Origin of the sequence: Moritella marina ATCC 15381, assembly GCF_008931805.1 — a bacterium.
Classification (GTDB): Bacteria; Pseudomonadota; Gammaproteobacteria; order Enterobacterales; family Moritellaceae; genus Moritella; species Moritella marina.
Genome location: NZ_CP044399.1, coordinates 3284928 through 3299515 on the forward strand (window position 1 = coordinate 3284928; position 14588 = coordinate 3299515).

Genomic DNA, 14588 nt, shown 5'->3' on the forward strand with positions numbered 1-14588 from the left:
TTGGTGGCAAGGAAGCGTATAGCCTTACGAGACCATTCTGCGGAAACAGCACTATTTAGCAGCCGTATCGTGGTCTCATTTATTTTTGTCCTTTGCGTACTTGGCTTATTATTAAGTAATCTTTATTACTTACAAGTCGATTCATATCAAGCTTATAAAACCCGATCTAACGAAAATCGCGTCAAATTAGTACCACTTCCGCCTAACCGAGGACTGATTTACGATCGTAACGGCATACTCTTAGCTGAAAATAAACCGGTCTACAGTTTAGATATGGTGCCGAATAAAATCACCGATATCGACGCCACGATAGTCTCACTAACCACCTTACTAAATTTAACTGAAGATAATATTGAAGACTTTCGCACGCGCTTAAAACGCCAACGTCGCTTTAAATTAGTCTCAATATTAACCAATTTATCTGAATCTCAAGTTGCATTATTTTCAGTACAGCAACATAAATACCCCGGCATTTCAGTTAACGCCCGACTCAAACGTTATTACCCATTTGGTGATGCGCTTACGCATGCACTTGGTTACGTAGCAAGAATTAATAGTAATGACCTTAAACGCTTAGAGCTTAATGGCTCACGTGCAATCTATGCAGCTACGCATGACATTGGCAAGCAAGGCATCGAGCGTTATTACGAAAAAATGCTCCATGGTGAGCCTGGCTTTAAAGAAGTCGAAGTCAACAATCGCGGTAAGATTGTACGCACACTAAAAATAACACCACCCGTACCCGGTAATGACTTATATCTTAATATTGATATACGCTTACAACTTAAAGCCCAAAAAGAGCTAGCGGGTCGTCGTGGCGCGATCGTCTTACTCGCGCCTAAAACAGGTGAAATATTGGCGATGATTTCCAGCCCGAGCTATGATCCAAACTTATTTGTTCATGGCATAAGCAGCAAAAATTACAATCGTTTATTACAATCCAAAGATCGCCCTTTAATTAACCGTGCGACACAAGGCCGTTATCCGCCTGCATCAACAGTTAAACCACAATTGGCTATTTTAGGCTTAGAAGATGGTGCCATCACCCCCAGCACTATTATTAACGATCGTGGTTGGTTCCAGATCCCGAATACCAAACGTCGATTCCGAGATTGGAAACGTTGGGGACACGGTAAAATTAATGTCTATACGGCCATCGAGCAATCCTCGGATACCTTCTTTTATAACCTAGCTTATAATGTCGGTATTGATAAAATGCATAGCTTCATGACCGAATTTGGTTTTGGTAAATACACCGGTATTGATGTCAAAGAAGAAACGAATGCCATCATGCCATCACGGGATTGGAAACGTGCACGTTACAACGAACCTTGGTATCAAGGTGATACTATTTCGGTTGGTATCGGGCAAGGTTATTGGTCTTCAACCCCAATCCAACTAGCTAAAGCTACCGCAATTGTCGCCAGTCGCGGATTACGTCCCGTGCCGCAATTAATCAGAGATATTAAGTACACCAATGGCGATGTCTATGAACCTGTCGTTGAATTACCGCCGCTAAAATTAAAAGAGCCAGCAAACTGGCAAGTTGCTAAAGATGGCATGCACGGCGTAGTAACAAAAAGTAACGGTACTGCACGCCGCGCTTTTGCTAACGCATCTTATAGCGCCGCAGGCAAATCAGGTACAGCACAGCTATACCAACTTGGTGAAGAAAAATACGACGCAAGTAAGATCCGTGAACGCTTACGTGATAACGCCATGTTTGTGGCTTATGCGCCGTTTGAAGAACCAGAAATTTCTGCCACTATCATTCTTGAAAATGCCGGTGGTGGTAGCTCACAAGCCGCACCATCAGCACGCCGTTTATTTGATGTCTACTTTGACAATAAAAAGGAAAATTAATGCCAGATCGTCGTCATAATCAAAGTATTTGGTATAAGTTACATATCGATTTCCCATTATTATTTGGTTTATTAAGTTTGATGGGCGTGAGCCTTGTCGTGCTTTACAGTGCCGGTGGCGCTGATGTCGCATTAATGGAAAGGCAAATCATTCGTATGATACTTGCGTTGGTGGTAATGATTGCATTAGCACAAATCTCACCATCAACCTATCGACGCTGGGCATTCCCGATCTTTATCATTGGTACCATTTTATTGATTGCAGTATTACTCTTTGGCCACGTTGGTAAAGGGGCGCAGCGTTGGATTGATCTCGGCTTTACCAAGTTCCAACCATCTGAAATAATGAAAGTAGTAATGCCATTAGCCGTCGCTCGCTACATGAGTAACCAACCCATACCACCGAGCTTTCGAACCATTATCACCGCCTTAATCATGGTACTTATCCCTACTCTGTTAATTGCTAAACAACCCGATCTTGGTACTTCATTACTTGTCGCTACATCAGGAATATTTGTGATTTTCTTGGCCGGTATGTCATGGCGCTTAGTGATGATTGCACTGGGTATCGTGTCAGGATTTGCACCTGTGTTATGGTTCTTTTTAATGCATCCTTACCAAAAACAACGCGTATTAACCTTTCTCAATCCAGAAACAGATCCATTAGGGTCTGGTTATCATATTATCCAATCTAAAATTGCCATCGGTTCTGGCGGTTTCTGGGGTAAAGGTTGGTTATCCGGTACTCAGTCACAACTCGATTTTTTACCCGAACGTCATACCGATTTTATTTTTGCCGTATTCAGTGAAGAATTTGGTTTATTTGGGGTTATTTTATTACTGTCATTGTATCTCTTTGTGATCTGCCGTGGCTTATTTATCGCATTGCAGGGGCAGCGCATCTTTGAACGCCTGATTGCGGGCAGTATTACCCTGACATTCTTCATTTATTTGTTCGTTAATATTGGTATGGTCAGTGGATTATTACCGGTCGTGGGCGTACCGCTACCTTTAATTAGCTATGGTGGCACTTCGATGGTGACATTGATGGCAGGATTTGGCATTCTAATGTCTGTAAGAACACATCGTCGCTTAAGTTGAGGAATCCAGATGCTAAGTAAAAAAGGTTTATTTCTGCTAGGTTTAGCAGCGTTTCAAGCTAATAGTGCTGAGTTAAGTACTGAGCACAAAACCTGGGTTGAAGAGTTAAGTACTAAATATGATATATCAGAACAAGTACTTACCGATGCTATCGGCCAAGCAAAATTTGATGAAACTGTATTAACTAAGATCCAAACCCCCTGGGAAAAGAAACCTTGGTATAAATACGCGCCAATTTTTATTACCGATAGCCGCATTAATCAGGGTGTCAAATATTGGCAAGAACACGAAGATACTTTCGCGAAGGCCGAAAAAGAATACGGTGTACCAGCGCAAATGATCGTGGCGATCATGGGTGTTGAAACCTATTACGGTAAATACAAAGGTAATTTGTCTGTATTAGATTCTTTATATACGCTTGGCTTTAATTATCCGTCTCGCGGTAAGTTTTTCCGCCAAGAGTTTGCTGAATATATCAAATTAAGTAAACAACAAGGTTGGAAACTAACAGAAACCAAAGGCTCCTACGCTGGCGCAATGGGCTTAGGTCAATTTATCTCATCAAGCTACAGCCATTACGGTGTGGATTTCTCTGGTGACGGCAAAGTAGATATGATTAATGATCCTGTTGACGCGATAGGTAGTATTGCTAACTATTTTAGCGAGCATAAATGGCAAACGGGTGGCTCTGTCGCTTACCCAGTGCAAGTTGACAGTGACAAAGTCCAAAGCCTACTTAATTCATCATTGAGAATCAAGCACACATGGTCAGACCTAACGGCTGCGGGCGTGATATTGAAAGAATCAGATGATCGCGTACCAGCTATTAGTATTGAAGACTCAAGTCCAGTAAAACTACTTAAGCTAGAGCAAACGGATAGTGATGAATATTGGGTTTATCTAAATAACTTCTACACGATCACCCGCTATAATCATAGCCCATTATACGCGATGGCTGTATTCCAGTTGAGCGAACGAATTAAACAAGCTAAACATGCGCAATAAACAACGATTAACCTTACTTTGTATCTGCGGCCTCTTGGCCGCCTGTTCTTCTTCGCGTTATCAATACAGTGATGATCACGCGCCAGAGAACATTCCTCAGCTTGATGACATTGCTGATGCAGTTCCGACGCCGCAAACCTATAGCCGCTATGCCAATCGCGATTATCAGGTGCGTGGTATCGACTATGAAGTATGGCGAGACATTAAAACCTTAACCCAAGAAGGTAAAGCCTCTTGGTATGGGAATAAATTTCATGGTCACGATACCTCTAACGGTGAAGTCTATGATATGTTTTCAATGTCAGCAGCACATAAGAATTTACCACTACCAAGCTTTGTGAAAGTCACCAACCTAGGTAATGATAAAACTGTCGTGGTACGCGTAAACGATCGGGGACCGTTCCACCCAGATCGTATTATCGATCTCTCTTATGCGGCTGCTTATAAACTCGATATGTTACAAGCAGGCACCGCGAATGTACGTGTTGAGTTAATCATTCCAACTGCTGATAATAGCAGTTTATTTACCCCGACACCGCAGTGGTTCATTCAGGTTTTAGCATCGAGTAACGAAGCTAAAGCACAAAACATAGCTGACACTTTAGGTACTAAATACAACACTGAAAATCGCTTAGTTATCAGTGGTAAGTTCCACCGAGTACAACTTGGGCCGTTCTCAGAATCAGAGCAAGCACAGAATTTATTAGCGACAGTACAAAAAAAGTATACAAACGCTTATGTTTTGAAGGAACTTTCCAGCAAAACCGTATCTAATAAATAAACTTTAAATAGTAAGACAACCATTCAGCTAGTTGATAAACTAGCTGCTATTGCCGAATAAACTTGATTAAAACCCATTTAATCAAGTTTATTTATTTAAGTTATTAATAACTCAATCACAACTTTAATTATAGCGAAGTGAAACGTGACCAATCAATTTAAAAAACTTATCCTAACGAGCCTAGTAATGGCGAGTTTCTCATTAAGTGCAGCACCGAGCGTGATCCCAGATACCCCTGTCGTTGCAGCAAAAGCATTCATATTAATTGATTTTGATTCAGGCAAAGTTATCGCAGAGAAAAATGCTGATGATTCATTAAAGCCAGCTAGCCTAACAAAAATGATGACCAGTTATGTTATTGGTCAAGAAATTAAGGCCGGTAATATTAACCTAGAAGATCAAGTCACTATCAGTAAAAATGCCTGGGCTAAAAACTTCCCTGACTCATCAAAAATGTTCATCGAAGTGGGTAAAACGATCACAGTCGAAAAGTTGAACCAAGGTATTATTGTCCAATCAGGTAATGATGCTTGCGTAGCAATGGCTGAACACATCGCAGGTACAGAAAGCGCCTTTGCTCAGTTAATGAATTCATGGAGCAAACAGCTCGGTATGGATGCAACGCATTTTGCTAATAGCCACGGTTTAGATAGCAAAGAGCAATACACCACTGCGCGTGATATGGCGACACTCGGAGCTGCGCTCATTCGTGATGTACCTGAAGAATACCGCATTTATTCACAAAAGAAATTTACCTACAACGGTATTACCCAATACAACCGTAATGGTTTGTTATGGGATAAAAGCATGAACGTAGACGGCATTAAAACCGGCCATACTTCAGGCGCAGGTTTTAACTTAGTCTCTTCTGCAACCAAAGACAACATGCGTCTAGTTGCTGTGGTACTCGGTACTAAAAGCGGCGATGCTCGCAAAGCTGAAAGCAAAAAATTACTTAACTTCGGTTTCCGCTTTTTTGAAACAGTGACGTTGCATGAAGCAAATTCAAGTATTGTAGAAGAACGAGTGTGGATGGGTGAGCAAGAGCAAGTTCAACTTGGCCTAGCAAACAAATTAACCCTAACAGTGCCTCGCGGCCAAGCAAAAAATCTAACCGCGACGTTTGAAATCCAACAAGAACTAAGCGCACCAATTGTGCAAGGTGAAGTTGTGGGTAAAGTGTTCTACGTATTGAACGATGAAGAGATAGCTCAAGCTGATTTAATCGCCTTAGAAGACATTGAATTAGGTAGCTGGTTTAGCAGATTAATTGATTATTTCAAATTATTATTTACCGGTTGGTTTGGTTAATCCTTTCCCTGACACCGTTACCCGATTATAATGACCAATACAAAGGAGGCAATTGCCTCCTTTGCCATTATTTTTAAGGTACGAGAAAACTAATGTCTTTAAATACAAAATTCGACGAACTACTTGATTTCCCTTGTCTATTTAACTTTAAAGTTATCGGTAATAACGATCCTAAACTTGAAGATAACATTGTTGCAGTTGCTCAAAAGCATGTTGTGGGTAACTATGCCCCTACCTCAAAAGTGAGCAGCAAAGGTACTTACAACTCTGTTACTATCAAAGTTAAAGTACAAGATAACAAGCAAGTTGAAAGCTTATATATCGCTTTTGGTGCGATCCCAGGTGTGGTCCGCGTTTTATAATAAATAATACTAATATAAAAAATCTAAGTAGAATTTCTAATTAGATTTTTTGCATTGCTGTTAATCAGATGGAAGAACATACTTTGTCAGAACATAGCATTATAATTCGTCAGCTTAATCGCCAGCCTTACAGCACTATATTTGACGCGATGAAAGCGTTTACTGAAAACAGAGACGAAAATACGAAAGATGAGCTTTGGTTAGTTGAGCACGATCCAGTATTTACTCAAGGCCAAGCAGGTAAAGCTGAACATATGCTTGCCACAGGTGATATACCAGTGGTACAAGCCGATCGTGGTGGTCAAGTGACCTACCACGGACCTGGTCAGCAAGTCGTGTACTTTTTACTTGATATTAGACGTCGAAAGCTAGGCGTTCGTGCGCTTGTAACACACATCGAGAATGGTATTGTAGCTACATTAGCTGAATCAGGTGTTGAAGCATACCCTCGAGCAGATGCACCCGGTGTTTATGTCGCAGACAAAAAAGTTGCCTCTCTCGGCTTAAAAATCAGAAAAGGGTGCTCATTCCATGGTTTAGCTTTGAATGTAAACATGGACTTATCACCTTTTCTGCGTATTAACCCTTGCGGTTATGCGGGCTTAGAAATGACCCAAACCAGTGATCTTGGTGGTGCTACCAGCTTAGAAGAAGTTCAACCTAAGCTAGTCGAACACCTATGTTCCCTGCTAGAATACACCCAATTAACTTTCAAAGATGGATTAACAGAGCATGAGTAAAACCGTTCGATTAGAGCCAGGCGTTAAACTTCGCGACGCAGATAAAATGGCTAAAATTCCAGTAAAAATTATTGCTACTGAGAATGATGAGATCCTGCGTAAGCCATCGTGGATGAAAATCCGTCTACCGAAAAGCTCTGCTCGCATCCAAGAAATTAAGAATGTGATGCGCGAAAACAACCTGCATTCAGTTTGTGAAGAAGCATCATGCCCTAATTTATCTGAGTGCTTTAACCACGGTACTGCAACCTTTATGATCATGGGTGCAATTTGTACTCGTCGTTGCCCATTCTGTGATGTTGCCCATGGTAAACCATTACCACTAGTGCAAGAAGAACCGCTTAAATTAGCGCAAACAATTGCTAAAATGAAGCTTAAATATGTGGTGATCACATCTGTAGATCGTGATGATTTACGTGATGGTGGCGCACAGCATTTTGCTGATTGCATCCGCGAGATTCGCTTATTAAACCCGGAAATAAAAATCGAAATTTTGGTACCAGATTTCAAAGGCCGTATGGATAAAGCATTAGAAATCTTTAAAGATACACCACCAGATGTATTTAACCACAATCTAGAAACAGCACCGCAACATTACAAAATGGCGCGTCCAGGTTCTGATTACCAGTGGTCTTTACGTTTATTAAAACGCTTTAAAGAAATGCACCCAAGCGTACCAACTAAGTCAGGTCTCATGATGGGCTTAGGTGAAACGAATGAAGAAATTGCTGAAGTGATTAAAGATCTTGCTGAGCACGGTGTAACTATGCTGACATTAGGTCAATATTTACAACCTAGCCGTCATCACTTACCAGTGAAACGTTACGTGCACCCTGATGACTTTGATGCGCTAGGCGAACTAGCTAAAGAAGTTGGTTTTGAGCATGCAGCTTGCGGTCCCTTCGTACGCTCTTCATACCATGCCGATTTACAAGCACAAGGCAAAGAAGTTTCTTAACTCTTAACTTGTGTTGAATTAAAGCTAACACGATCCGTTGGGTCCGCTGTTAGCTTTAATCCATTTAGCCTCAGCTTACTTCCACAACTCTCTTACGCACTCTGTTCTTTACTTTAGCTATTACTCTGGTGATTTAGCAGCTTCTTTCTCAAAATAAGTACTTGGCGCTGTAAATAAACGTTTTGTCGCATCAACTGGAATTTCAAACACCCCTTTAATAGCCCCTTTCGTTGCCCCCTTAGATGCATTTTCACCGATCTTATCACTCTCTTTAACCAAAGTTTCAACACGGGTTAATGTCGGCGGTATATCAACACGGACTTTTTCAATTTGGGTTAAAACTGGTGGCACTAATTGGTTAATATCATCAACACGCTTATTGATCTCATCAACACGCGTTAAGATGCTGGGGATTTGTTTATTAACCGCATCCACTCGCTTCAATACTGCTGGTAGTTCAGCGCGTACAGCAGCGACCTCTGACAACATAGCGGGTATCGCCACACGGATAGCTTCTGTTTCAGCTAAAATTGCAGGTACACTAACGCCAACGCTATCACGTACCGCCGCCACTTCCGTAAGTATATCGGGAATATTTTGCTCATTGATTAATTCGATTTGTGTGACTATTGCCGGGATTTGCACCGCAATATCATCAATTTCCTGCAATATATCTGGAAGCGCCTTACGCACTTCGCTTACTTCTTTGGTCAAATTCAGCACTGCGTAAGAAAAGTAACTTAAACTAGCAGCGATCAAAGCAGCAGCTAATACCGTCGATGCATTAAATCGTGTCGCTGCTTTATGTTCATCTTGTTGAGTCATTTGTCTTCCTACTTTAGCTAAGTTGAGATAAGTTGAATTGCGCTAAGTTAAATATAGCGAATATAAAAAAGGCAGTCACCTATAACAGGACTGCCTTAACATTTAGTCAAATTAACAAGGCCATTTTTAATAAGGCAAGTTAAATGAGTACGAACAAGTTTATGGACGAATTAAACCATCACCAATTGCAATCCATTTATAAGTTGTTAACTCTTCTAACCCCATCGGACCACGAGCATGTAACTTTTGCGTTGACACCGCGACTTCAGCACCTAAACCGAACTGGCTACCATCAGTAAATCGCGTACTTGCATTAACGTAAACAGCCGCTGAGTTAACCGCATTTAAGAAACGTGTCGCATTAGTCAGGTTATCCGTTAAGATCGCATCTGAGTGCTCTGTCGAATGCTCACGAATATGGACAATAGCTTCTTCAACATCACTCACAACTTTAACGCCTAAAACCAACGCTAGCCATTCTTGATCAAAACAGTCCGCTGTCGCTACGTGCAGGTTTTTGGCATTCACGTTTGATAAAGCAATATGTGCTTTTGGTTCAGCACGTAATTCCACATTATTTTGTGCTAAGCGTTCAGCAAGTAACGGCAAGAATGTATCAGCAATAGTTTTATGCACTAATACCGTGTCTAATGCATTACAAGCAGAAGGGCGTTGTACCTTGGCATTTTCAATGATCGCCAATGCATCTTCAACATTAGCAGACGCATCAACAAACGCATGGCAAATTCCCATGCCACCCGTGATCACCGGAATAGTGCTTTGCTCTTGGCATAGACGGTGTAAACCTGGACCACCGCGTGGGATGATCATGTCGACATACTTATCCATTTTCAATAATGCCGTCACCAATTCACGGTTTGGATCTGCAATGACCTGAATTGCATCTTTTGGTAATTGTGCTTTTTCTAGTGCAGCTTGAATGACATCAACTAGCACAACATTTGAATGCACGGTTTCTTTACCGCCACGTAAGATAGCCGCATTACCTGTTTTTAAACTTAATGCAGCAATATCAATCGTAACATTTGGACGCGCTTCATAAATTACGCCCATCACACCTAACGGAATACGACGTTTTGATAAACGCAGGCCATTTTCTAATACTTTGCCTTCTGACTCTGCGCCAACCGGATCAGGTAACGCGATCACACTACGTACATCCGCAATAATGGCTGCAAGTCTTGCATCTGTTAATAATAGACGATCAAGTAACGCATCCGTTAAACCATTTTCTTTACCCGCATCGATATCTTTCGCATTGGCGACTAAAATATCGCCTTGGCGATGCTCAAGTTCACAAGCAATACATTCTAATGCATTATTCTTTGCTGCCGTTGTTAGCGTTGCTAATTCATAACTCGCAGCTTTGGCTTTTTTTCCTAATTCTTGTAACACGGTATCTTCCTTAAAATAAAACTAAATCATCGCGATGAATAGCTACTGCACCGTAGCCATAACCTAATTTACTTTCAATATCACACGAGTGGCAACCTGCTATGATAGTCAGTTCGTCACTGGTATAGCGACAAATTCCGCGCCCTAGGAACTTGCCTTGTAATGTCTGTACTTGCACGATATCGCCACGTTTAAACGTCGCGATCACTTCGGTAATACCTTTCGGTAGTAAGCTACTGCCTTTTTGACGAACTGCATTCACAGCACCGTCATCAATCACAATAACACCTGATGGTGGCGGCCCAGCAAGGATCCACTGCTTACGGCTTTCCAGCGGCGTTATATGTGAAGGAAATAAAGTACCAACACGCTTGCCTTCGGCAACACGCAATACCACATCTTCAGCAACACCCGCCGCAATAACAACATCAATACCAGAACGGCATGCAATTTCAGCCGCTTGTAATTTGGTCGCCATACCGCCAGTGCCTAAGCCTCCGACAGTACCACCGGCTAATTGACGTAATTCGTCATCAATCACATCCACAACTTCAATGAGCTTCGCGTCTGGGTTACTGCGCGGATCGGCGGTAAACAGGCCCGCTTGATCGGTAAGCAACATAAGCGTATCAGCATTCGCTAAAATAGCGGCTAATGCGGATAAGTTATCATTGTCCCCGACTTTAATTTCAGCTGTCGCAACGGCATCATTTTCATTAATGATCGGCACAATACGGTTATCTAACAATGCGCGCATCGTATCGCGCGCATTTAAAAATCGTTCACGATCATCAAGATCAGCACGTGTCAACAACATTTGGCCGACATTCAAACCATAGATATTAAACAGGCTTTGCCAAATAAAAATAAGCTGACTCTGACCAATAGCGGCCAACATCTGCTTATTCGCCATGGTGGGGGCTAATTCAGGGGCGCCTAAATGCTCACGCCCAGCAGCGATCGCACCAGATGTGACGACAATAATGTCATGCCCTTGTTTGTACAACTCTGCACACTGACGAACCAATTCAACCATATGCGCACGGTCTATTTTAGACGTGCCGCTGGTCAATACACTGGTTCCTAACTTCACCACGATGGTTTTCTTAGCCATTTAACTCATTCTCGTTACTAACTTAACCAGTATTTTGACCTGAGAAACACTTTTATACAATAGCGGAAAGCTTGATAGGCGGGGAAAGTACAGCGAAACACTGTACTTTTATCAGATCACACGTAGCATTTATTCGTAAACCACAGGATCAGGTAGAATTGATGAAAATAACAACATAATGAGGATGCTACGCTGCAGACAAGATTAACGTCTTAGCTAAGATAGAGGATGGTTTAAGGTTAAAGTGCAATTGCTCTGTCAAACACACAGATAATTTTTCGTAAAAAGCATTAAGCGATTGTGTCACTTCTTGCTGGCATGCTTTAGGGATTGACGTAACGATCCACTCACCGGCTTTATTATAAGTACCAAACTGATAGTGGTATTCAAAGGTATGCTCCACTAACTTCATCTCTAACCACCAACCATAAAACTGGCGTTCGTCAGGCTCTGCATTCGCATCAATACAGACACTAAAGCAATCAAAGAAAAATGCCGTAGGTTGGCAATTATTTTCTCTCAAATAAGGGCCGAGTGCATTTAAAATACGAATACGTTTACGAAAATAAATTAAATTTGGGTCAGTCGGTATTACCATAATGATTATCTCTCATTAGTTGTTCGTGATAAGCGAGACGTGATGAGCTAAGCGTTATAAATAATTAACTATAGATGTGGGAGGATAACTAATAAGTATAGTGAACAATAAGGCAGGAGCAAATTATAAGGCTAAATAATAGCGACAAAACAGAATAAATAACCAAGTAAATACAGCGTTGCTATTTACAACACTGTTTAGTAACGAGAATACAGGCTGACCTACATTCTCGTCAATTTAATTAGCCTTGCTTACAGATTGGCTCTACGAATTCAATAGCCATATCCCAAGGTAGTTCGATCCAAGTATCTTGACTGATACGAGTAACAAAATCGTCAACTAAATGCTCACCAAGTGGCTTAGCATAAACCGTTACAAATTTAGCTTTCGGGTACATGCTGCGAATTTTCTTCGCCGTTTCACCGCTATCAACTAAGTCATCAATAATAATAAAACCTTCGCCGTCGCCCGGAGCTGATTTTAACACTGTCATATCACGCTGATGATCGTGGTCGTAGCTTGAAATACATACAGTATCAACATGACGTAATTCTAATTCACGTGCAAGAATAGCTGAAGGTACTAAACCACCACGGCTAACCGCAATAATGCCTTTCCACTGTGATGCAGGAAGCAGCTTACGAGCAAGTTTACGCGTATCGCGCTGTAAATCATCCCAAGATACTATAAATTTATCAATCATTTAACCAACCTCTATATACACTTAGCGAATGCGCCAATGTGTAGCAATATAAAATCATCAACGACGGGTTTATGCACAAAAAAGATCCCTTTGCACACTCAATTTGTAACCTGTAAAGATACCAGCACTTGACCCGGAGGACAAGTTATTAGCTGGAGATTACCTCTTAAGGAGCAGGATAAAACAGCAACTTGTTTACGGTATCGCAGAACTATAGATTAACACAGTCTATTTGGCATATTCCTCTTTACTATAGCAATAAACTGGAACATCCTTTGTATCATGCTAAATATAATGATTAATTCCAATTAAGGAGCTACCCAAGTGGCAAATTTAAGTAATTTAGAACCGCAAGTTGTCTGGAATATTTTTGAGCAAATGTGTGCGAACCCACGCCCTTCAAAGCATGAAGAGAAAGTCTCGGCATGGATCCAGCAATTAGCTAAAGATCATAATATCGAATGCAAAGAAGATAAAGTCGGTAACCTGATCCTGCGTAAAGCTGCAACTGCGGGTATGGAAGACCGTAAAGGTGTCGTACTACAAGCACACATGGACATGGTTCCACAAAAAAACTCTGACACCGAGCACAACTTTATTACCGACCCTATCGATGCGTATGTTGACGGCGAATGGGTGACAGCCCGTGGGACAACATTAGGTGCTGATAATGGCATTGGTCTAGCGGCAAGCCTTGCTGTTATTTTCTCAGACGACATCGAACATGGCCCACTTGAAGTACTTGTTACTATCGATGAAGAAGCTGGCATGACGGGCGCATTTGGTCTTGAAGCAGGTTGGTTAGAAGGTGAGATCCTGCTAAACACAGATTCAGAAGACGAAGGCGAGGTTTACATGGGCTGCGCTGGCGGTATCGACACCACAGTATCTTTCCCTATCGAACGTGAAGACACACCAGCTGATCACCAAACATTTGAAGTATCTATTTCAGGTCTAAGAGGCGGTCACTCGGGTGTTGATATTCATCTTGGTCGCGGTAATGCAAACAAATTACTGGCTCGTTTCTTAAAAGAAGCAGGCCGTGATATGGGTGTGCGTCTGGTTGAGATTAACGGTGGTTCACTACGTAACGCCATCCCACGTGAAGCGTTTGCCGTTATTAGTGTTGCGCCTGCACAACGTGAAGAGTTTAAAGCCTGTTTAGAGTTCTTTGCTAAAACAATTAAAAAAGAACTTATCGCGACTGAACCTGACTTCTCAATTTCATTGTTCCCTGTGCCAAATGAAGACACGGTAATGACTCAAGATTGCCAGGCTCGCCTTATTGCTGCGCTGAACGGTGTATTCAATGGTGTAATGCGCATGAGTGATGAAATTGAAGGCGTTGTTGAAACATCATCTAACCTAGGTGTTATTCAATCTCGCAGCAAAGCAGTGCATATTCAATGTTTGATCCGTTCTTTAGCTGACTCTTGCCGTCTTGATGCCCAAGAAATGATCGCATCGGTATTTGAGCTTGCGGGTGCCAACGTCACATTTAGCGGTGCTTACCCAGGCTGGAAACCAGATACAAGCTCACCAGTGATGCAGATCATGCGTGATGTATATGAAAAAGAATTTGGTTCAATTCCAAAAATCATGGTTATCCATGCTGGCCTAGAGTGTGGCTTATTCAAAACGTCATACCCGACAATGGACATGGCATCATTTGGCCCAACCATTTGCTTCCCACATTCTCCAGACGAGAAAGTGAAAATCGAAACAGTAGGCATGTTCTGGAAATACTTACTGGCGATCCTAAAAGCGATCCCTGCGAAGTAAGTTAAAACACGCTAGAGCGAGGATGCTATA

14 protein-coding genes are annotated in these 14588 nt (G+C 41.8%); 9 read left to right on the forward strand and 5 right to left on the reverse strand.

What is annotated here, in order from left to right; translation table 11 throughout:
* Positions 1-3 precede the first annotated feature (3 nt).
* The 8 genes from mrdA (at position 4) to lipA (ending at position 8120) form a co-directional block, all read left to right on the forward strand.
* Positions 4-1863, forward strand: coding sequence for a penicillin-binding protein 2 (mrdA, locus tag FR932_RS14680; RefSeq protein WP_019441657.1), 1860 nt, complete (start codon positions 4-6; stop codon positions 1861-1863).
* Complete coding sequence (rodA, locus tag FR932_RS14685; RefSeq protein ID WP_019441658.1) at positions 1863-2963, forward strand: rod shape-determining protein RodA; 1101 nt, start codon at positions 1863-1865, stop codon at positions 2961-2963. The genes mrdA and rodA overlap by 1 nt, the downstream gene beginning before the upstream one ends.
* 9 nt (positions 2964-2972) lie before the next feature.
* Positions 2973-3968, forward strand: a complete 996-nt coding sequence (gene mltB, locus FR932_RS14690) for a lytic murein transglycosylase B (protein ID WP_019441659.1) — start codon at positions 2973-2975, stop codon at positions 3966-3968.
* Positions 3958-4749 carry a septal ring lytic transglycosylase RlpA family protein gene (locus FR932_RS14695; RefSeq protein ID WP_019441660.1) on the forward strand — a complete coding sequence of 264 codons (792 nt, stop codon included), beginning with the start codon at positions 3958-3960 and terminating at the stop codon, positions 4747-4749. The genes mltB and FR932_RS14695 overlap by 11 nt, the downstream gene beginning before the upstream one ends.
* A 144-nt stretch (positions 4750-4893) precedes the next feature.
* Complete coding sequence (locus FR932_RS14700; protein ID WP_019441661.1) at positions 4894-6060, forward strand: D-alanyl-D-alanine carboxypeptidase family protein; 1167 nt, start codon at positions 4894-4896, stop codon at positions 6058-6060.
* A gap of 92 nt (positions 6061-6152) precedes the next feature.
* A complete protein-coding gene (gene ybeD, locus FR932_RS14705) occupies positions 6153-6422 on the forward strand; it encodes a DUF493 family protein YbeD (RefSeq protein ID WP_019441662.1) in 270 nt (89 codons plus the stop codon).
* Between the two features lie 68 nt (positions 6423-6490).
* The gene (lipB, locus tag FR932_RS14710; protein WP_019441663.1) at positions 6491-7162 is read left to right on the forward strand and encodes a lipoyl(octanoyl) transferase LipB; all 672 of its coding nucleotides are present in this window, start codon (positions 6491-6493) and stop codon (positions 7160-7162) included.
* Positions 7155-8120, forward strand: a complete 966-nt coding sequence (gene lipA / locus FR932_RS14715; protein WP_019441664.1) for a lipoyl synthase — start codon at positions 7155-7157, stop codon at positions 8118-8120. The genes lipB and lipA overlap by 8 nt, the downstream gene beginning before the upstream one ends.
* 120 nt (positions 8121-8240) lie before the next feature.
* Here lipA and FR932_RS14720 read toward each other — a convergent pair whose 3' ends face one another.
* The 5 genes from FR932_RS14720 to gpt all read right to left on the reverse strand — a co-directional run bounded on the left by FR932_RS14720 (position 8241) and on the right by gpt (position 12776).
* Positions 8241-8945 carry a hypothetical protein gene (locus FR932_RS14720; protein WP_019441665.1) on the reverse strand — a complete coding sequence of 235 codons (705 nt, stop codon included), beginning with the start codon at positions 8943-8945 and terminating at the stop codon, positions 8241-8243.
* 159 nt (positions 8946-9104) lie between these two features.
* Positions 9105-10361 carry a glutamate-5-semialdehyde dehydrogenase gene (locus tag FR932_RS14725; RefSeq protein ID WP_019441666.1) on the reverse strand — a complete coding sequence of 419 codons (1257 nt, stop codon included), beginning with the start codon at positions 10359-10361 and terminating at the stop codon, positions 9105-9107.
* Positions 10362-10371: 10 nt separating this feature from the next.
* Complete coding sequence (proB, locus tag FR932_RS14730) at positions 10372-11475, reverse strand: glutamate 5-kinase (protein WP_019441667.1); 1104 nt, start codon at positions 11473-11475, stop codon at positions 10372-10374.
* A gap of 187 nt (positions 11476-11662) precedes the next feature.
* Positions 11663-12073, reverse strand: coding sequence for a sigma factor-binding protein Crl (crl, locus tag FR932_RS14735; protein ID WP_019441668.1), 411 nt, complete (start codon positions 12071-12073; stop codon positions 11663-11665).
* A 241-nt stretch (positions 12074-12314) separates the two neighbouring features.
* Complete coding sequence (gene gpt / locus FR932_RS14740; protein WP_019441669.1) at positions 12315-12776, reverse strand: xanthine phosphoribosyltransferase; 462 nt, start codon at positions 12774-12776, stop codon at positions 12315-12317.
* Positions 12777-13100: 324 nt separating this feature from the next.
* On the opposite strand from gpt, the gene FR932_RS14745 reads away from it, so the two are divergent.
* A complete protein-coding gene (locus tag FR932_RS14745; RefSeq protein WP_019441670.1) occupies positions 13101-14558 on the forward strand; it encodes an aminoacyl-histidine dipeptidase in 1458 nt (485 codons plus the stop codon).
* Positions 14559-14588 lie beyond the last annotated feature (30 nt).

Coding starts and splice junctions, on each gene's coding strand:
- rodA (WP_019441658.1), top strand. CDS start 1,863: ATGCCAGATCGTCGTCATAATCAAAGTATTTGGTATAAGTTACATATC.
- mltB (WP_019441659.1), top strand. CDS start 2,973: ATGCTAAGTAAAAAAGGTTTATTTCTGCTAGGTTTAGCAGCGTTTCAA.
- FR932_RS14695 (WP_019441660.1), top strand. CDS start 3,958: ATGCGCAATAAACAACGATTAACCTTACTTTGTATCTGCGGCCTCTTG.
- ybeD (WP_019441662.1), top strand. CDS start 6,153: ATGTCTTTAAATACAAAATTCGACGAACTACTTGATTTCCCTTGTCTA.
- lipB (WP_019441663.1), top strand. CDS start 6,491: ATGGAAGAACATACTTTGTCAGAACATAGCATTATAATTCGTCAGCTT.
- lipA (WP_019441664.1), top strand. CDS start 7,155: ATGAGTAAAACCGTTCGATTAGAGCCAGGCGTTAAACTTCGCGACGCA.
- FR932_RS14720 (WP_019441665.1), bottom strand. CDS start 8,945: ATGACTCAACAAGATGAACATAAAGCAGCGACACGATTTAATGCATCG.
- proB (WP_019441667.1), bottom strand. CDS start 11,475: ATGGCTAAGAAAACCATCGTGGTGAAGTTAGGAACCAGTGTATTGACC.
- crl (WP_019441668.1), bottom strand. CDS start 12,073: ATGGTAATACCGACTGACCCAAATTTAATTTATTTTCGTAAACGTATT.
- gpt (WP_019441669.1), bottom strand. CDS start 12,776: ATGATTGATAAATTTATAGTATCTTGGGATGATTTACAGCGCGATACG.